This window comes from Pseudoalteromonas sp. SG45-2, from assembly GCF_014164115.1.
GTDB lineage: Bacteria > Pseudomonadota > Gammaproteobacteria > Enterobacterales > Alteromonadaceae > Pseudoalteromonas > Pseudoalteromonas distincta.
On record NZ_JACJEO010000013.1, the window covers coordinates 119,580 to 139,322 of the forward strand.

Here is a 19,743-nt window from a genome sequence, read left to right on the forward strand (position 1 = left end):
CATCTTGAGTTAAGGTTACTTAGTCTCGGTATATTTTTGTTAGGTCTTTATAGTGATCAATTCGTCTATCACGTAAGAAAGGCCAAATACGTCTTACGTTTTCTGAGCGTTTTTGATCAATTTCTACTACTAAAATTTGCTCATCAGTATTATTAGCCTCTGCTAATAGTTCACCTTGTGGGCCTGCAATAAACGAATTGCCCCAAAACGAAATACCATCGCTTTGCGCACTAGGGTCACTTTCATGGCCAACGCGGTTACAGCTAATTACCGGCACGCCATTGGCAACAGCATGGGCACGCTGGCTAATAACCCACGCATCTTTTTGACGAGTTTGCTCAGCAATGTCGTCGTTAGGATCCCAACCGATAGCGGTTGGGTAAATTAATACCTCAGCGCCAGCCATTGCCATCAAACGTGCAGCTTCAGGAAACCATTGATCCCAACATACTAGCACGCCTAATTTACCCACCGAGGTTTGAATAGGCTCAAAACCGATATCACCTGGGGTAAAGTAAAATTTTTCGTAAAAACCTGGATCATCAGGAATATGCATTTTGCGGTATTTACCTGCAATACTGCCGTCTTGCTCTAATACAACTGCAGTATTGTGATAAAGGCCCGTAGCGCGCTTTTCAAATAAAGACGCGACAATAACAATGCTTAGCTCTTTAGCAAGCTCACCTAAGGCATTACTGCTAGGGCCTGGAATGGTTTCGGCTAAATCAAATACGTCAACATTTTCGGTTTGGCAAAAATAGAGGCTTCGGTGTAGCTCTTGGAGTACAACCAGTTTTGCACCTTTTTGAGCGGCTTCACGAATGGCACTTATTGATTTTGCCATATTGTCCTGAGCGTTATCGGTATTGCTTTGTTGCACTAACGCAACGGTTAATTTTGCAGGGCTTGTCATTGTGCTGCTCCAGCTAAAAATCCACGAGGTAATTGCATTGTAATACAGTGCAGGCTGCCAAATTGTTCAATTATTGGTTGGCAATTAACGCCAATAATAGTGTGTTGTGGGTATGCTTTTTGAACTTGAGCAAGAGCACGTTCATCATTGGCATCATTATACGTTGGCACAAGCACAGCATTATTAATAATTAAGTAGTTGGCGTAGGTAGCCGGTAAGCGTGTTTGCTCATTGTCATAAGCGGCTTTTGGCCACGGTAACTCAATTAAGTTATATGGGGTGTTATCGGCAGTTTTAAAGGTTTCTAGTTGTTTTTCCATCGCATCAAGTGCGCTAAAGTGCTCATCAGTTTTATCGTCACACTGCACATATACAAGGGTATTATTTGGTGCAAAACGCACTAAGGTATCAATGTGGCTGTCGGTGTCATCGCCCGCTAAATAGCCATGTTCAACCCATAAAAAACTCGTCGCGCCTAAGTGCTCTTTCAAAAGTGCTTCAATATCATTTGGGTTTAAATCAGGGTTACGGTTTTTATTAAGCAAACATTCGCTGGTTGTTAGCAACACACCGTGCTCGTTTATTTCAATACCGCCACCTTCAAGTACCATATCAAGCGTTTGATATTGGTTGTTTGTGCTACTTAGCTCTTTTACCAAAGTACGATTAATTTGATTGTCTAATGCGCTTTCAAACTTATTGCCCCAACCATTAAAAGTAAAATCATATATTTTTAATTGCTTTGGTGAATCAATAGCGGCGCAAGTAAGCGGACCATGATCGCGCGCCCATGTATCGTTAGTAGGCGTTACTACAAAATGAACACGATTAAGAGAGACGTTAGCACTATTTAGTAATGCTGTAATATGCACTTTTAAGGCACTGTTATGCGCCACAATAACAAGCTGTTGCTGCGTTGTTATGTGTTTAGCAAGTTCAATATATACAGGTTCTACACGCGCTAAGTTGTCGGCCCAATCGGTGTCTTTGTGAGGCCATGTAAGCATAACAGCGTCTTGCTCGGCCCATTCTGGTAAAAGTCTAAAGTTCATGAATTTTATATACTAATTAAGATAGCGCTAGTTTAGCATTTTACATAAAGATGTCAGCTAATTATCACTGTTTAGGTCGCCTTGGTTTTGATCAAGTTCTTGACGTTTTTTAAGTTGGCGGGTTTGAGCATGTAAACTCGCTCTAACAATAAGTTCTTGGTCAGTGGTTCTAATTGCGGTAAAGAGCATAGTGTATTGGTAGTGTTCGCTATCTTGTTTTTCTACTGCCACAACTTCGGTGTAACAATAAACCGCAGAGGCCTCGTGGTGCAAAAACAGTTTGGTTCTAAATGCTTGGCCAATTGAGTGTACTTCGGGTGATGTAAAACGAATACCGCCACCGCCGTAGCTATCACATTGTATTGCGTTATCTTGGGCTTGTTCTGAGGCCAAAATATGGCTCATTATTAAATCTATTTTACGTGACTGCGCTTGTAAAAAAGTAGCTAGCTCTTGTGCTATATCGCCTAAGTTACGCAGTGGGCGTAACGAGCTTTGCTCAAGCTCACTTACTTCATTTGCTAATCTAAATAGTGGGGGAATGTCGTCTTCAAGCTCAAGCTGCGATTTAGGAACTTGTCCGTTTGATACGGGAAATAAATTTACTCTTATACTTTCATTAATTTGAAAGTACTGCTCAAACTCACCTAATCTTTCACTATTCATTATGTTCTCCACCACGTATTTATTTAATAGTAGCGTTGTGAGTACTAAATTGCTAGCAGATAAAATAACGCATAGCGGGCTAAATGCTTTGTTTACATTCAATTTTTAACATACTAATTATGATAATAAATACACTAAGACATATTTAGGGTTAGTTATAAAAAAGCGGCCAATGTCATCCTAACATTGGCCGCTTGGGTATTGATTCATCAGCGTGTACTTATTTAAGTAGATCGGCTAATTCATGTAAATCTTTCACAACGTGATCTGGTTTTTTAGCTAATGGGTAAAGTGCTTTACCTGGGCGTGCTATAAAAGTGGTTTGTAAGCCTGCTTCTTTTGCACCAGCAACATCCCAGCCATGGGCTGCAACCATCATTGCTTCATTTGGTGCTACGTTTAGCTTTTTAAGTACCCACTCATACGCACGTAAGTCTGGTTTGTAAATTTTAATATCTTCAATGCTGTAACGCGCATCAAAGTAAGACATTAAACCAGCGCTTTCAAATTGTGCCTTTACACCTTTGTTTGAAGAATTTGTAAGGCTTACTAACTTATAGCCCTGTGCTTTGAGTTTTGCCAGTCCTTCTTTAACATCGCTGTGTGGAGGAAGCGTTAAAAGAGGCGTAACAATAGCTGTTTTAGCTTGTTCACTTGTAATATCAATGTTGTTGTTTTGAGCAACCATAAGGAGTGATGCCACACCGATTTGCCCAAAGTCGTGGTAACTACCGCTTACTGTATCTACTAATGAATGATGCAGCATAGTTGAAAACCACAGTGGTAATAAATCTTCACGTCCGCCTAGCGCTTTACCAATAGAGGTACGCATTGACGTTAAATCAAGTAGGGTTTCGTTTACATCAAAAATAAGCACTTTAGGTTTTGCTTGTTCTTTTGGTTCATCAGCGACTGCATAACCAGATACAAGGCTTGTGCCCATAAATAGTGAAAGAGTAAGTGTTTTTAACGATTTTAAAATAGACATTAATTATTCTCCGATTCAAGTGCTGTCATAACATCAATAGGTTCTGCGCGTAGGGTGTAATCTTCGCTTAAAAATGCGTATGTAATAACACCTTCTTGGTTTATCACATAGGTGGCCGGTAGCGGTAATTTAAAGCTTTTATCGCCGTAGTAGTGTTCAAAATCAATACCAAATTGTGTATATAACGCTTGAATACGCTCATCAAGTGTAAACAATAAACCAAATTGCTCAGCTACTTTATTGCTCACATCGCAAAGCACGTCAAATTCAAGGTCGTTTTTTTGTGCAGTTGAGAGAGTTTCATCAGGTAGTTGTGGTGATATTGCGACTAACTGAGCACTTTGAGTTTTAAATTGTGGTAAGTAGTCGTTAAGTGCTTTTAGTTCTAAATTACAATATGGGCACCAGCCACCACGGTAAAAGCTAATAATTACCGGGCCTTTTTTTAATAAATCTGCAAGCTCAATGTTTTCGCCGTTATGGTTGGCTAAGCTAAAGTTTTCTACTTTTTGACCAATTTGCAATGCATTGTCTTTTATATGCTGTGCAATTAGCTCTTCGTTTGTAGTGTTCATTAGTGCCAAAACGTCAGCTGGCAATTTGGCATCTTTTTGTACGTTATAGGCATCTATTTGCGCTTTTAAACTCATGATTGAACCTCAATAATTAGACTATTTGCAATTATAGTGTTTTAGATATTTAAATAAACATTGCAATACTGAAAGCTTCATTCGAAAATATTAAACATTGAAAAGTGCACAATGGCATCTTTATGTATAATTTAAGCGACCTAGAAACATTTATAGCTGTAGTTGAAAACAAGGGCGTACTTGCTGCTGCCCGCGAGCAGCGTTTATCGCCTGCAACGGTGAGCCATCGCTTAAGTAAACTAGAGCGTGAGCTTGCTACAGTACTTGTTTTTAGAGATAGCAGGCGAGTACGGTTATCTCCCGCAGGTGAAATATTTTATACGCGTGTGGGGGCTATAATAGAAGCCCTTCACGATGCTGAACATAGTATTGGCGCGCGCAGCTCATCGGTGAGTGGTTTACTACGCGTGACCATGCCGCCTTGGGTTTTTTCAAAATACGTAATGCCTAAACTCAATGAGTTTGAGCAAGCTTACCCTGAACTAAAGCTTGATTTTTTAATAACGGATCATTTTGTAAATGTAGTTGATGACGCGCAAGATGTTGCAATTAGGGTGGGAAAATTAAATGATTCCGGTTTACTATCGCGAAAAATAGTAAACAATAGTCGCATACTGTGTGCAGCCCCTAGCTATATAGAAAAGTACGGCATGCCAGAAAATTTAACGCAATTGAGTGAGCATTATTGGGTTTGCCTGCCGTGGCAACGCCAGTTAAAGCTTTTTGACGAACACAAAAAAATACATACCTTTAATGCTAAAACTCGTTTTACTATTTCAAACTCCGATAATATGACACAAGCTGCTATTGCAGGCCATGGTATTGCTATTAAATCAAAAATAGCGATTAATGAAGATCTTAAAAACGGTATTTTGGTTGAAGTTATGCCAGGGGTAATGGCACAAGATGATGCACCGGTTTGGTTTTTACGTCCGCAAAATAGTTTAACAACCCGCAAAACCGATGTATTTTATGATTTTATGAAATCACTATTTTTGAGCTGCGAATAAGCGTTTAAATGAGCGTTTTACTCCAGTTAAAAACAAATAACCAGTAAGCTCTGCAAGAAAGGCAACAATTATGGCTGCAACAATGGCGGCTATAATAGAGTCTTTTTTCAAAATGATTTGACCTTCAAAGCGTTGCCATACTTGTTGCTTTATATCGCTCATGCCACTGATCATAGTAAATATATACGGAGATTTCTCAAACCTATTTACGGCTATCTGTAAATCTTGCTGTCGCTCGTAAAGAGTATTGATATTACTTGCCCCTTTGTTCACAATTTCATCATCAATATTTTGATAGTGTTTTATTAGCTTATTTAAATCATTATTGAAATACTTAGCTGCATCGCTTTTAAAAGGCGCAACGGCATTATTAGCTTCAATTAATTGGGCTGATAGTGCTTGGCCAAAATCGCTTACAAATGCAGGAATTTGCACTCCAAGTAGTAAACCGAATGCAAAGAAACTAAGTCGTATATAATCTAAAAGTTTACTCATTTATCTTCCTATGCATTTAAATAACCCAGAATTAACATTTGAGCTTGTTTTTATGTCAAAAACTCGTAATCTATTGGGGCGTGTTAACCTTTGTGGATTGAACCCAAAGGGCAGCGCATGTATGGTATTTATGCTGCGTTATCACCTATTTATGGGGAATAACCACACTACATAGGCTCTGCCTTGCCTAAATACCAAACGTACTGCTGCAAATTCAACCACGAAAGGCCAACACGCCCTAATAATAAAAATAACAACAGGTGGATGTTAAGGATGACGAAAAAAGTAAAGTTCACGTCAACATTTGTTGATATTTCTAAACAGCTCAAACGTTTTGTATCGCGCATTGTTCAACCCGACGATGTAGAAGATATTGTGCAAGAAACTTTTGTAAAAAGCTATGAAGCTGATTTAAAACAAGACATCCAGTTTACCCGCAGTTATATGCTAAAAACAGCAAAACATCTAGCACTCAACCATATAGCTAAGTGGGACAATAAATTTAATGATTCGTTAGAAAACGATAACGAATTGCCCGTATTACTCAAATCAATGAAGCTCGAAGACGAATACACATCTAAAGAGCGTTTTTTACTTTTTTGTAGAGCTACTGAGCAACTAAGCTCATCGATTCGTAAATGCTTTATATTAAAAAAAGTTTACGGTATGAGCCAAAAAGAGATAGCAGACCAAATGCAGTTAAGCCAAAGCACTGTTGAAAAACACATTGCCAAAGGATTGTTACAAACCATGTTATACATGCGTGAACATGAGCAAAGCCCTCAAACGAACCTTAAAGCTCAAGCACATCCTATATCAGTTAAGAGGGTCGCAGAATGAGTAATGTTCATCAATTTAATTCAAAAGATTTAATCTTAGAAAAGTCATGTGATTGGATAAGCGCGATTGATCGTGGTTTAACTGATGATGAAAAAGAGCAATTTAAATTATGGATGATGCAAAGCACTGCACATCAAGACTCTATATACGAGCTTGCTCAGCTTTGGGATGAGCTTTCAGTATTAAACGAATTAAGTCATTTATTTCCTCAGCGCAACAATACTAAAACATCAAAAAACAAGTGGATGTTTTCTTACTCAATTGCAGCGAGTTTGTTTGCAGCGTTAATGGTATGCAGCTACTTATTAATTAACTTAGAAAATGGCTACAACCAAGAGCTTGCTAAAGTTAATTACACTAAAATTTACAAAACAAAAGTAGGCGAGCAAGCAACGTATGTATTGCCAGACGGCACCATAGTGCAGCTTAATACTAATAGCTTACTAGAAGTTGCTTATAGCAAAGGTCGCAGACAGTTATTACTTAGTCGTGGGGAAGGTCGCTTTAATGTAGCAAAAGATGCCACGCGTCCGTTTAGTGTTATGGCTGGTGATAAAAGTTTTACCGCGTTAGGCACGGTATTTAATGTACAACGCAATACTTCATCAGATTTAGAACTGGTGGTTACTGAAGGCAAAGTGATGATCACTGATCCAAGTGTAGCGGTTGATGCAAATGACTTTAAAGATTATCAACTTGCAGATAATAGCACGAAAAAAATTCGTCAAATTAATGCCAATATTGTTACCTCAGGCGAAAAAGCAGTTATTGAGCAAAGTGTTACAAAACCAATTACGCAGCTTTCAATGAACGACGTACAACGCGATTTGGCATGGCAAAACGGGATGCTTATTTTTAATGGAGAAGAGCTAAGCGATGCTTTAAATGAAGTAAGCCGCTATACAGCCACACGTTTTGAGCTTTCATCAGCTGAGCTTGCCAGTATTAAAGTGGCTGGGGTATTTAAAGCCGGTGACGTTGAAGGTTTACTAGAAAGTTTACAAACTAACTTTTCGATTGATCATGAGCGTTTAGGTGAGCATGTAGTAACGCTAAAACACCATACAGAATCATAAGTAGACGTTATGCAAATCAAACTAATGTTAGGTAAAGTTACATCAATAAAGATTGAACGTAAAAAAAACATTAAAAAAAAGAAACAAGCCCATAGAGGATTTTTGTTTGTCAGCTGTTTATATAAGTTGCGCAGTAACCAAACGCATTTATTGAGTGGATTTAGTGTGCTTGCACCGGCTATTTTTAGTTTAAGTGTACAAGCAGCAACACAAACCACTGGGCAAATGGTGCAATTTGATATAAAAGCGCAGCGAGCAGACAAAGCCTTAATTGAATATGCTAAACAAACAGAGCAAACCGTGGTGTTTTCTTATGAGTTGGCAAAGCAGTATGACGCAAATTCAGTTTATGGATTTTACACTCAGCTAGATGCTCTAGAGGCATTATTAGGTGGGACTGAGCTCGATGCGGTTGTTGATCAAAATGGTTTACTGAGTATAAAACTCAAACAAATCAACAGGAATGATAACAACATGATGAAGCTTTCAGCGGTCAGTGCAGCAGTATTACCAGCTTTACTTGCAGTAAATTCGCAAGGTGTAAACGCAGCAGAAGAAGTCGCTCAAGAAAAAATTGAAAAAATTGCTATTGTCGGTAGCCGTGTAGCAGGACGTTCAGTTGAAGATTTACCCGTTCCAGTAGATATCCTAAGTGCAGAAGCGCTTGAAAATACGGGCCAAACAGAAGTTGGTCGTATGCTACAGTCTATCGCCCCTTCATTTAACTTTTCAAGCTCTGCAATTAGTGATGGTACAGATGCTTTAAGACCTGCGACACTTCGCGGTTTAGGTCCCGATCAAACATTGGTGTTAATTAACGGCAAACGTCGTCATCAAGCAAGTATTATTCATATTAATGGCTCTGTTGGGCGTGGTACCGCAGGTACTGACATGAATGCAATTCCAGCTTCTGCAATTAAACGCATTGAAGTATTACGTGATGGCGCTGCTGCTCAGTATGGTTCTGATGCCATTGCTGGTGTTATTAATATTGTGCTCAAAGATGGTAGCGAAGGTGGCAAAGCGGCTATTAACTACGGTCAATATTCTGAAGGCGATGGCGAAACCATTAACCTTGATTTTAATAAAGGCTTTGCGCTAGGTGATGACGGTTATTTAAATACAACTATTAATTACCGTGACCGTGCACCGACTAACCGTGCCGGTTTACATGGCTCTTGTCAGTTTTATGGTTGTACAGAACTAAGTGACGGCACTTTACTTGCTGGTGATCCGCGTGAGCTGACAGCCGATCGTGATACCTTTAGAATTGGTGATGCTGATTCTCAGCAGTTTGGTTTAACAATTAATACCGGTTACGAGTTAGGTGATGGTGAGCTTTACGGCTTTATTACTTACTCAACACGCGAAAATGAGTCGGCTGCATTTTTCCGTCATAATGCAAATGCAGGCGGTAACCCAGTACTACAAGATAACGATGCGACGATTCCGCTAGGTTTCTTACCAAAAATCAACACAACTATCGATGATATCTCGTACAACTTTGGTTATAAAACTGAATTTGATAACGATGCAAGCCTTGATTTATCTTACACCTATGGTGAGAACAGCATTGATTACACTACAAGTGACACTATCAATGCCTCATACGCTAACTTTTTACGTTATGACCAAGGTTTAAGTGCAGCTGATATTCGTACAACTATTCCACGTGAAGCGTACGCTTACGGTATGGAATTATCACTGCAAACAATCAATATTGATTTTACGCAAAACTTTGATGATTATTCGTTAGCGATGGGTGCTGAAATACGTACTGATGAATACCGTATTTTAGAAGGTAATGAATATGCGTACCGCGATTACGACACATTAAATGGTGTAAGTATTTACAGCGGTTTAAGTGGCGGTGTTGGCTCTGAAGATGCATCGGGTGGTTCACAAGGTTTTGGTGGTTCATCACCTGCGTCTTCAGTGGATGAGTCACGTGATGTAATTTCATTTTACGTAGATGCAGAATCTTATGTAATTGAAGATGTGATTTTATCTGGAGCACTTCGCTACGATAACTACAAAGGTTTTGGCGATACAGTAAACTTTAAACTTGCTGGTAACTGGTCTATTACCGACGATATTTCATTACGTGGTGCATTAAGCTCAGGATTTAGAGCGCCTTCAATGCAGCAGCTTTACTTTAATAACGTAAGCACACAATTTGTTGTTGATACTAATGGGAATTTAGTTGCAGAAGAAGTTGGTACATTTAGAAATGATTCAACACTTGCGCAAAGTTTAGGTATTCCTAAACTTAAAGAAGAAAAATCACAAAACCGTAGTTTAGGTATTGTGTATAACGTTACCGATAATATTAATGTAACCGTTGATTACTACTCGATTGATATTGACGACCGTATTGTAATTAGTGATCGCTTAGGTAAAGGGTTATCTACAAGCCTTGATGCAGCACTAAATAGTGCAGGTGCTGGCGTAGGGCAGTTTTTCTTAAATGGTGCTGATACAGAAACACGTGGTGTTGATTTTGTAGCAACGTGGAACACTGAAGGTTTAGGCGGCACACTTGATTTTACACTTGCAGCTAACTTTACCAAAACAGATGTTGTATCGTTGTTCTCTCCTGCTGGCTCAAGCCTTGAGACAGTAAAAGTAGAAGATATATTCTCAGCTGAAGACATCTCTATTATAGAAGAGTGGCAACCAGAGGACCGTATTAACTTAAGTGCGCTTTATCAACGTGATGATTGGACTGTTAACCTCTCACTTAATCGTTTTGGTGAATACACAGTAGAAGATGGTGGTCGTCAAACGTATGGTGCAGAAATTTTAACTGACGTTAAAGTTAACTACTTCGTTACTGAAGACTTATCAGTAAATATTGGTGCAAATAACTTGTTCGATGTTTACCCAGATAAAAATGAAATAGGTAACTCTCGCTCAGGTACTATTGTAGATGCTAATGGTAATACCGTAATTAGCAGCTCAGGTGTGTTTGACTACTCACGTCGTTCGGCTCCGTTTGGTTTTAACGGTGCTTACTACTACGTAGGTGCAGAATACCGTTTTTAATTAATAACCTCCCTTTTGTTATTTAACTCAAAGGGCCGTAAGGCCCTTTTTTTGGTTTTAGCTTGGGCTGATTTTATTTAGAAATCAAACTTATTGGATAATCATCGTATTGCTTAATATTATTCATGACATTCATTAAAGTATTATGTGTACTGTTTTCGTCTGCGGTTATAAGTACCGAACTTATTTCATATTCAGCCGCGAACATAGCTAAATTAGTCGCAACTTGCTCTAAATCAATTAACCTCTCAGAAAAATATACTCCGTTACTTTCATCAATTTTAAATAAAGCATTTTTAACAGGCTTATCTATTTGAGGGCTGTCGAGTGGTCGGTTTAATTCAATAGCCACAGGTTTTACAAAAGATGTAGTTACAATAAAGAAAATTAGTAATATGAACACTATGTCTAACATCGGGGTCATATCTACATCAGCATTATTTTGTAGTTTGGTTAGTTTTTTCATATTGGACCTTATTTTTAATTAAATGCTGCGGCGCCACAGCAAGGTTTTAGGTACCTATTAACAAAATTAGCACAGCAAAAATAAAGCGTGGTTAAATAAATATTCTAATAACATTAAATATTTGTACTAATTATGTATTTAAAATGTGGCGAAATAAGGTGGTGTTTATACCGTTCTGCTTAAAAATGGGTCTATTTAGCATCGTTATAATGTAATTCAATTTGTTAAATTGCTTAAAAAACTATGTAGGTTGGTATTAGAGGTAATAAAAAACCCAGCTCGAGGCTGGGTTCTAGTTATGCGCTATGTAAGCTTAATGCTTTTGCATACGGCTCATTTCTGCATGGCAGCTTTGCATTGTTAATAATGTTTTAGCCAGTGCAGCTTCGCAGTCAGCTGGTTGCGGTTTATCCATTGCTGCTTTAATTTCTTCAAGGGTTTTATCTTCTACCTCTTCAAGCTCTTTTACATACGTGCTGTCGTTGTGTGAGGTGAAAGTAGTCAATAGGGCTGTGTACGCACGTCGTGCTTCAACTGCGAAAGATGAGCCATCTTCGCGTTCGCCTTTTTCATTAATTGCATATGGCTGCAAGCGCTCAACACTCACTTTTCGGGCATCTATCATACGCTGAAAAAGTGCACCAATAGCAGGGTCTTCAACTTTTTCCTGTGCTTTTTGATAAAAATCGATGCCGCTGTTCATAACTTGAATGATGTCAGTAATATGATTTACTTCTGATCCTTGATGGGTGTTCATAATGACCTCTTTAATTAAATGAATGTATAGTTCAATTTAATAAAAGCAATGTATGTTCCACGTTTCAATGGTTATGTAGTTATTTGATTTTATTGGTTTAATTTCATCTCAGCAGGGTGCTAAGTTAACAGGCAAAAAATTAACCTAGCAATTTTTACATTATATTGTGTAATAAAGTTATTTTAGCTCTTCAGCTACTTCAGCTACTTTTTGACGTAACCAAATGTGACTCGCATCGCGATGCAGCAGTGGGCTCCAAATCATATCAAGCTCAAAAGGAGGAATTGGAAATGGTGGCTCTAAAATTTTAAGCCCCGGATCATCTAAATATATATTTGCGGCTTTTGAAGGAAGGGTCGCAATCAAATTTTTCTCTTTAGCTAAATGAATTGCTACATGGTAGTTACGCGTAAAAGTGGCAATATTACGATGCTTACCAAAGTGAGCAAGTGCTTCGTCAACCCAGCCAAGTTTTTGAACATCTTTAGGGTCCATGCCTACACCTACACCAAAACCTGTTTTACTCACCCATATATGGCGCGCTTTTAAATAGCTGTCGAGGCTAAAGTTTTCAATTATAGGATTATCGGCTTTTACTAAGCAGCAAAAACTATCTTTCCAAATACGTTTATGATGAAAAGACTGCGGTAAGTTTTCAAAACGGTTGATTGCCATATCTACTTTACCGTTTTCTACATCATGAAAGGTGACATCACTTGGTGTGAGTATATCTAAAGTAGTATCGGGGGCTTCTTCGTGCAATTTACTTAAAAGCTTTGGTGCTAATGTACTTGCAGCGTAATCACTGGCCATTATTCTAAACACACGCTTACTTTGGCTTGCCTCAAATTCTCGATTAGGAGCTAGAGTTTCTTCAAGGGTCATTAAAATGCCACGAATAACGGGTTGTAACTCCAAAGCACGCTCGGTAGGTACCATACCATCGCTGGTACGAACTAAAATAGGGTCGTTAAATAAGTTACGAAGACGTTTAAGGCCATTACTCATTGCAGGTTGCGTTATACTCAATTGATTAGCAGCGCGTGTTACGTTGCATTCTCGCAGCAATGTATCGAGGTAAACGAGTAAATTTAAATCTATTTTGCTTATATTCATTGTGTGTGTCCTTTAGCGCTTACCAGTGGTGAATAAAGCGCTGTGCTGCCGGGTATGGGTAAATATGACTTACCTGACCATTTTTTATATTTTGTTGTGCCTGCTTCCAAAAGCTAACATCTATAAGCTCTGGGTGAGTGCTGAGTAAAAACTTTTTATACATAGGGTTTGGCATTACAAATGTACAAAGTTGCTCAGGAAATACGTCCTGTGGTGCAACAGAGTAACTTTGTTCATCCATTAAATAGTCGTCATAGCTCTTTGCTTTTGGTAATGTTCTAAAGTTCATATCGGTTAGATATTGAACTTCATCGTAATCGTAAAAAATAATACGTTTGTGCTTACTTACACCAAAGTTTTTTAAGAGCATATCACCAGGGAATATATTAACCGCAATCATTTCTTTTAGGGCTTGCCCATATTCTTCAATTGCGTCGGCGACACTTTCTTCATCAGCATTTTCTAAAAACAAGTTAAGAGGTGTCATGCGCCGTTCAATATACAAATGCTTGATAATCAACCAATCGCCCTCAATTATCATTGATGAGCCAATTGTTTTATGTAATTGCGCAAGTAAATTACTATCAAAACGCGCTAAAGGAAATACGACGTTAGAATACTCTATGGTATCGGCCATTCTGCCAACGCGATCATGGTTTTTTACCAGTTGATAGCGCTTTAATACGGTATCACGGCCAAAGGGTTTACTCTCACCAAATTTGTCTTTTATTACTTTAAAAACATAGCCAAATGAGGGGAGGGTAAATACCATCATCACCATACCGGGAGTCCCCGGTGCAATTGTAAACTCATCACTAGAGTGAGATAAGTGATTTAAAAACTCTCGGTAAAACTCAGTTTTCCCCTGTTTATGAAAACCCACTGCATTATAGAGCTCAGCAAGTGTTTTGTTTGGCATAAGTTGATTTAAAAACCGGACAAGTGCTGAAGGTGCGTGAGTCTCTACCATAAAGTAGGCGCGGGCAAAGCCAAAAATAACACGCATTTGAGATGACTTAGTTAAAAGTGCATCTAAATATAATCCGTTATCTTCATCGTGTAATACAGCGATTATAAAGGGCTGAACCCCACTTTTTGAAACAACACGACCAACAATATAGGCTGCTTTATTACGATAAAAAGGTGTGTGTAAAATATCAAAGCGCATTTGCCAAGGTTGGTGATGTGTATCGGGGGCTTGTTTATAAAAAGCTTTAACAAGGAGGCGGATATCACGCTCTAAATTTACAAATGGGGCTTTAAAATCAAAATGATTAATAATGCGTTTTATTGTTGGTTTGAGGCCATCAACTACAGGAAAGTAAGTTCTATATTCTGCTTCTACAGGCACTGAAGGAGCATCTTTTAAGGTTGCTTCTACAAATATAAAGTCATTATGAAAATAGCGCCTATGGTACAGCCGGCAAAATACAGAGTTATAAAAAGTTTCTGCGAGCTCTGCTTGGGGATGAAAACATAAAAAATGCTGATATACCTTTTTAACTTCAAGCCATAGGCTTTCATCGAGTTGTTCGGTTGGGGTTTCTTTTTTTAGCGCTTGCGTGGTTTCGTTAACACGATCATCATAATAGCTGATACGCAAACGGCTGATATCATTAATTGCTTGCCAATCTTTTTTTGCGAAGGCAAGAGGGGCTTTGGCTGTTGTTTTTTGAAATAACTGATAGTGCCTTTTAAAACCCGTTAAAATTAATTCAGCAATATGGCGAGGTTGCATTTGCACTCCTTAAAAGTCCCTAGAGTTTATACTCTATTGTGTTAAGGGTATGTTATTTTAAGTTTAAAACCAAGATAAATGTTACTTACTAACTAAGAGTAACTTATTGGAATTGAGCTATCTTTTTTTCGAGAATTTTAATTTGTTTAGTCACAGCCGATACGTTTTTCTTATATGTTTTATTAATTATTTTTAGTTTTTTAGTAATGTCTTTAGTAATACGCTTTTTATCATCAATGGCTAAGATATGATTTAACCGCTCTTGTTGTTTGTATTCAGCACGCTCTTTATTACGATCAAGTATTGTTAGTTTATGGTTATTACTGCGAAGCTCTGCCTGTAAGCCAGATAGAAGCCTTTCACGCTCAAGTTCGTTTAGTTGTTTAGTGTAGTCAACCTTAGGACCAGAATACTGATTACCCGTTGTGTTAACTTTATAAGTCGTTGCTTCGTCGTCACAGGGGAGTTGAGAAAAGACAGTGCCTTTTTCTGTTACACATTTGTAGTAAGTGGTATCGCTAAAGCTAAAAAAACTGATAAGTAAAAAGCTAGAATGGAGAATATAACGAGAAGTTTTAAACATACATGTCATCCTTGGTTTTTATATCTAACAACAATATAAAACTATAACCTAGCTTGGTGGTATATCAAGCTAGGTTAGGATAACTGTTATTGGGTAAAGGTTTTGAGCTTTTTAATACTCTGTACTAAAAATGGTATATCTAAACCTTGTTCAATAGAAAAACCTTCAGCGGCGGAAATGTTTTTAAAGTTACCATCTGAATCTATTAAGGTAATCCTATCTTTTTTATAGGCTATAACAACACCCTGAGAGTAGTTCACGCCCATATCGTCTTTTTTCTTGTATAGATTAACGCCTAGCATTGTTTGCTTGGCAATAGCTTTGCAATTTAAATATTGCCCAACGCTTGTTGCAATTAAATCGCTAGGTTGTATTAGCCCATCTACTTTAGAAATACGTTTGTCAGAGCTGTATAAAGTTGAGGTGGTTACTACTTCTTGCTTGTTATTGGCAAGACTAAAAGCAAAAACCTGTGTTTCATCATCTCGAACAGTAGGGGTATCACTCGCTTTAATTACTCGAATAGCACTAGAGCTATGTGCTTGATCATTAATAAAGCTTAGTTCTTCAATGCCAGTTACTTCAATGCTACGGCGCTGACTTTGCCAAACTGGGAGTGTCTGCTCGGTTAAAATTGCTGCTTTATAAAAAGCGGGTAAACCATACACTAAGCTAAATAACGTATCGTCATGATTTGTTGGCTGTAAAAACTGCTCTGTTTTGTGCATGTTTTTATTCTCGGCAACAAATTTTTCGAGTTGTTGTTGAGTTTCAAATACAAATATATCTACATTAGCTTGTGTGTAGTCCTCGCATTTTTCAAGCGGGCTTGGCATTTGATAACTAATATTTTGGTTATTAATTTTTACGTTGTGTGCTTGCTCGTAGCTTTCTATATCTAGCAGATCATTTTTAGCTAACAAGCTTTTAGCAGTAGTAGGGTATGAAAGTGGCAAAACATTATCTTGTTTTGTTACGTCAAAGTTTAAATTGGCGTCAGCCCAAATATGAATACTGTGGCTAAGCGAAAAACACACGATTAAAAAAGAAATTGCGTAACGTGCAAATTTATATTGCTTTAAACGCTCTAGGTGGTGCCATGTGTAATTACTAACAAGTAGCTGAAAGCCTAAAATAACAACAACAATACCACTGGCTAAAATGGTTGTTAAAGCAGGAGAGCTTGTTAAACGATGCCACAACAATGAAATTATTTCAGGTAAGGCAGATATACTTAGGTGATAACCTAAATTAACATACACATAAGCATCAAGAGTAAGCAATGATGCGCCTACAGTGGCTATAACAGCGGCCATGCCACGAATGTGTCGTGGGTATGGGAATATTAAACTAAGCGGAAATACCGTCAGCACAAACGCTAAAAAGGCTATAAAACTAGTGTGGCTTAGCCAAGTAACTAGCATATAAGTAATGCCTAAAAAGCTTGTAGGTGGCGAGTCTGCAAATAAATAGCTTAAGCTAATAAGTAGGGCTAAGCCGATATTGGCAAAGGTAAACCAATGCCCCCAACTTAGCAGCTGACTCGCTTTTGATGAAAATTGATTGTGCTGCGATAAATTCATAAATTTTATTTAACCGACTGCGCGAGCGCTTTTGCAAAGTTCTCGGTTACAGCTTGTCTTTTCCCTGTTGGTACATGCTCTTTTAAGATATGCGTGATAGAATTTCCTAAACACATAAGACTTAAATCAACCGGCGCATTGTGTTTAGTTAGCACATCAATAAGCTGATCGACGATTTGTTCTACTTCTTCATTAGAGTATTTTGATAAGATTGGCATTAGTTGGTTCAATAAAATAGTTATATTCTCGTATTTTAACACTAGAGGCGTGAAAAACAAAGATGACAACAGACGTTAAAAAATTAGTCGTTCACTATGTAGACAAAAAAGACGACGATACGCAAATTCACCTTCGAAATGATGAGATGGTAATTAACGATAAAGTAGCTGTTTTTATCGAACAATTACATCATGCATACAATGGTAAACCTGGTAAAGGTTATTGTGCTTTCAGTGGTGACAAAAACAGTGTTGTAGCATCTGCAATGCAAAGTTACCGTAACGATGAGTTAGGCTTTTGGCATATGACCGAGCAAGCCTCAACGGTTTTAAAAGAAGAGCTTGATAAATATGCATTTAGTGAAACAGGCTATTTAGTATTTTGTCATTACCAGTACGTTGCAACTGATTACATGCTAATTGCGATGATTAACATCAAAGAGCATTATTCTATGACCTCAGAGCTTGATTTAGCCGCTTCTCGTCATTTAGACATATCACGCATGCAACTTGCTGCTCGTATCGATTTAACAGCGTGGGATACACAAGCTGACGACAACCGTTATATTTCATTTATCAAAGGGCGAGCTGGACGTAAAGTTGCTGACTTTTTCTTAGACTTTTTAGGTTGTGAAGAGGGTATTGATTCAAAACAGCAAAGCCAAGTAATGCTTAGCGCAGTAGAGGATTATTTATCTGAGCAACAATTTGATAAATCAGAAAAAGACGATTTACGTAAACAAGTTTTTGACTACTGTAATGACTGTGTGACAACTGGTGAAGATGCCAGCGTAAGCGAGCTATCTGCAACGCTTACAAAAGGCGATGACAGCCCGTTTGATAGTTTTTGTAAAGAACAAAGCTATGACTTAGAAGAAACTTTTCCTGTTGATAAGAAAACCGTAACCAGCATGGTTAAGTTCTCAGGTCTTGGTGGTGGTGTGAGTGTAAGCTTTGAACGTAAACACTTAGGTGAGCGCGTAACTTACAACGAGGCAACTGACACGCTTGTAATTAAAGGTATTCCACCAAACTTAAAAGATCAGTTACAACGTTTTATGGAAAGTGAAAGCGAGTAAATTTCACAAGTAAAAAGCTGATTTAAGAGCGCGGTATTTATATCGCGCTTTTTTGTATCGGTATATAAATTCGTTGCATCGGAAAAAAAACCTTAAAGATTTATTTCACATAGAGAAGTGAAAGAGGAGTAAATGAGAAAACACAAGTCATGCTTTATTGACAGGCTTAGCCTTATTACTACCTCTAAAAGCGCAGCATCTCTTAACCTCTTTGTGAAAAAATTACTTTTTACGGGCTTTGTGCCCGTCACGCCAACAAGTTGTGCGTCTACAGGTTAATTTTATTCACGGTGTTAAATTTCGGCTGTAGTAGTGAAGCTTGCTTACGCGAGAAGCAACGCTTCTGTTTATTTAATTTCTTTGCTAATAAAACCACTTAAAGATCTATTGCACAAAGAGAAGAGAAAGAGAAGTAAATGAGAAAACACAAGTCGTGCATTATTAACAAGACTTAGCCTTTTTACTACCTCTAAAAGCTCAGCGTCTCTTAACCTCTTTGTGAATAAGTCGCTTATTATGGGCTTTGTGCCCGTCACGCCAACAAGTTGTGTGTCTACAGGTTAATTTTATTCACGGTGTTAAATTTCGGCTGTAGTAGTGAAGCTTGATTACGCGAGAAGCAACGCTTCTGTTTATTTAATTTCTTTGCTAATAAAACCACTTAAAGATTTATTTCACATAGAGAAGTGAAAGAGGAGTAAATGAGAAAACACAAGTCGTGCTTTATTAACAAGACTTAGCCTTTTTACTACCTCTAAAAGCGCAGCGTCTCTTAACCTCTTTGTGAATAAATCGCTTATTGTGGGCGTGAAGAAACTTTAATAATTATTCAAATCATATAAACAAAAAAGCCCCACTATTTATTAAATAGCGGGGCTTTTTAATGAATGTTAGTTATTAATCAACACTCATTGTTTTAGTCATTGCAGAGCTTGCACGACCAGCAGGTTTGATTGAACCTGCACGTAAACCACTGTCTGGAACTAGTTCACGTTTATCGTGAGCCATTGCTACAGACGTATGTTTCACTTCGCTATCAGCTACAGGAGTAGGTTGTGCCATTGGCGCACTTGCTGACCCTTGAGTAACCGCTGTTTTAACATGCGGTGCTGATTTTTCAGTTTTCACTTTTGCTTCAACTTTAGCAGGCTCTTCAGTTACTACTGATGTTTCAGCTTTAGCAGACTTTTCAGTTGCTACTGGCGTTTCAACTTTAGCTGGCTCTTCAGTTGCTACTGGCGTTTCAACTTTAGCTGGCTCTTCAGTGGCTACTGGTGTTTCAGCTTTAGCAGGCTCTTCAGTGGCTACTGGTGTTTCAGCTTTAGCTGGCTCTTCAGTGGCTACTGGTGTTTCAACTTTAGCGCGCTCTTCTGTTTTTTCTGGCGTTTGTACTTTATCGTGCGCTTCATTCGTCACTGACATATCAACTTTATCTCTCCCTTCCGTCTTTCTCTTCGTTTCAACTTTC

At 38.2% G+C, this 19,743-nt stretch carries 18 protein-coding genes and 1 pseudogene; 5 read left to right on the forward strand and 14 right to left on the reverse strand.

The window, feature by feature from the left end:
* Positions 1–19: 19 nt before the first annotated feature.
* From H5116_RS11295 to H5116_RS11315, 5 genes are all read right to left on the reverse strand, one after another.
* Positions 20–913: a carbon-nitrogen hydrolase gene (locus H5116_RS11295; protein WP_039490077.1), complete on the reverse strand. Its 894-nt coding sequence runs from the start codon at positions 911–913 to the stop codon at positions 20–22.
* Positions 910–1,965 carry an agmatine/peptidylarginine deiminase gene (locus H5116_RS11300; protein WP_182716159.1) on the reverse strand — a complete coding sequence of 352 codons (1,056 nt, stop codon included), beginning with the start codon at positions 1,963–1,965 and terminating at the stop codon, positions 910–912. The genes H5116_RS11295 and H5116_RS11300 overlap by 4 nt, the downstream gene beginning before the upstream one ends.
* 57 nt (positions 1,966–2,022) lie before the next feature.
* Entirely contained in the window at positions 2,023–2,631 is a 609-nt protein-coding gene (locus tag H5116_RS11305; RefSeq protein ID WP_002961502.1) for a PilZ domain-containing protein, read from the reverse strand.
* 220 nt (positions 2,632–2,851) lie between these two features.
* Entirely contained in the window at positions 2,852–3,619 is a 768-nt protein-coding gene (locus H5116_RS11310; RefSeq protein WP_182716160.1) for a haloacid dehalogenase type II, read from the reverse strand.
* Entirely contained in the window at positions 3,619–4,269 is a 651-nt protein-coding gene (locus tag H5116_RS11315; RefSeq protein WP_039490073.1) for a peroxiredoxin-like family protein, read from the reverse strand. Before H5116_RS11315 ends, H5116_RS11310 begins: the two co-directional genes overlap by 1 nt.
* 122 nt (positions 4,270–4,391) lie before the next feature.
* On the opposite strand from H5116_RS11315, the gene H5116_RS11320 reads away from it, so the two are divergent.
* Positions 4,392–5,279 carry a LysR family transcriptional regulator gene (locus H5116_RS11320; RefSeq protein WP_002961497.1) on the forward strand — a complete coding sequence of 296 codons (888 nt, stop codon included), beginning with the start codon at positions 4,392–4,394 and terminating at the stop codon, positions 5,277–5,279.
* Here the strand turns inward: H5116_RS11320 and H5116_RS11325 are convergent.
* Positions 5,259–5,774 carry a DUF2937 family protein gene (locus H5116_RS11325; protein WP_182716161.1) on the reverse strand — a complete coding sequence of 172 codons (516 nt, stop codon included), beginning with the start codon at positions 5,772–5,774 and terminating at the stop codon, positions 5,259–5,261. The genes H5116_RS11320 and H5116_RS11325 overlap by 21 nt on opposite strands.
* Positions 5,775–6,047: 273 nt before the next feature.
* On the opposite strand from H5116_RS11325, the gene H5116_RS11330 reads away from it, so the two are divergent.
* The 3 genes from H5116_RS11330 to H5116_RS11340 are packed head-to-tail and all read left to right on the forward strand — an operon-like array spanning position 6,048 to position 10,735.
* Positions 6,048–6,614, forward strand: coding sequence for an RNA polymerase sigma factor (locus tag H5116_RS11330; RefSeq protein WP_024597233.1), 567 nt, complete (start codon positions 6,048–6,050; stop codon positions 6,612–6,614).
* Entirely contained in the window at positions 6,611–7,690 is a 1,080-nt protein-coding gene (locus H5116_RS11335) for a FecR family protein (protein ID WP_024603563.1), read from the forward strand. The genes H5116_RS11330 and H5116_RS11335 overlap by 4 nt, the downstream gene beginning before the upstream one ends.
* A 9-nt stretch (positions 7,691–7,699) precedes the next feature.
* Complete coding sequence (locus H5116_RS11340) at positions 7,700–10,735, forward strand: TonB-dependent siderophore receptor (RefSeq protein ID WP_182716162.1); 3,036 nt, start codon at positions 7,700–7,702, stop codon at positions 10,733–10,735.
* Between the two features lie 73 nt (positions 10,736–10,808).
* Here H5116_RS11340 and H5116_RS11345 read toward each other — a convergent pair whose 3' ends face one another.
* The 7 genes from H5116_RS11345 to H5116_RS11375 all read right to left on the reverse strand — a co-directional run bounded on the left by H5116_RS11345 (position 10,809) and on the right by H5116_RS11375 (position 17,196).
* The gene (locus H5116_RS11345; protein ID WP_182692860.1) at positions 10,809–11,201 is read right to left on the reverse strand and encodes a biopolymer transporter ExbD; all 393 of its coding nucleotides are present in this window, start codon (positions 11,199–11,201) and stop codon (positions 10,809–10,811) included.
* A 313-nt stretch (positions 11,202–11,514) separates the two neighbouring features.
* Positions 11,515–11,958: a PA2169 family four-helix-bundle protein gene (locus H5116_RS11350; protein WP_002961486.1), complete on the reverse strand. Its 444-nt coding sequence runs from the start codon at positions 11,956–11,958 to the stop codon at positions 11,515–11,517.
* Positions 11,959–12,135: 177 nt separating this feature from the next.
* Positions 12,136–13,074: a LysR family transcriptional regulator gene (locus H5116_RS11355; RefSeq protein ID WP_002961484.1), complete on the reverse strand. Its 939-nt coding sequence runs from the start codon at positions 13,072–13,074 to the stop codon at positions 12,136–12,138.
* A 19-nt stretch (positions 13,075–13,093) separates the two neighbouring features.
* On the reverse strand, positions 13,094–14,812 hold the full coding sequence (gene aceK / locus H5116_RS11360; protein ID WP_182716163.1) for a bifunctional isocitrate dehydrogenase kinase/phosphatase: 1,719 nt from the start codon (positions 14,810–14,812) through the stop codon (positions 13,094–13,096).
* A 103-nt stretch (positions 14,813–14,915) separates the two neighbouring features.
* The gene (locus tag H5116_RS11365) at positions 14,916–15,395 is read right to left on the reverse strand and encodes a DUF4124 domain-containing protein (protein WP_024596961.1); all 480 of its coding nucleotides are present in this window, start codon (positions 15,393–15,395) and stop codon (positions 14,916–14,918) included.
* 86 nt (positions 15,396–15,481) lie between these two features.
* Positions 15,482–16,978 (reverse strand): DUF3413 domain-containing protein, encoded by a 1,497-nt coding sequence (locus H5116_RS11370; RefSeq protein ID WP_024596962.1) that lies wholly within the window; start codon positions 16,976–16,978, stop codon positions 15,482–15,484.
* Positions 16,979–16,983: 5 nt separating this feature from the next.
* Complete coding sequence (locus tag H5116_RS11375; protein WP_002961475.1) at positions 16,984–17,196, reverse strand: DUF1414 domain-containing protein; 213 nt, start codon at positions 17,194–17,196, stop codon at positions 16,984–16,986.
* A 62-nt stretch (positions 17,197–17,258) separates the two neighbouring features.
* Here H5116_RS11375 and yejK point away from each other — a divergent pair, with 62 nt between their 5' ends.
* Positions 17,259–18,275, forward strand: coding sequence for a nucleoid-associated protein YejK (gene yejK / locus H5116_RS11380; protein ID WP_002961473.1), 1,017 nt, complete (start codon positions 17,259–17,261; stop codon positions 18,273–18,275).
* A gap of 897 nt (positions 18,276–19,172) precedes the next feature.
* On the opposite strand, the pseudogene H5116_RS11385 reads toward yejK, so the two are convergent.
* Positions 19,173–19,743 (reverse strand): annotated as a pseudogene (locus H5116_RS11385) (ribonuclease E); the annotation flags it as partial.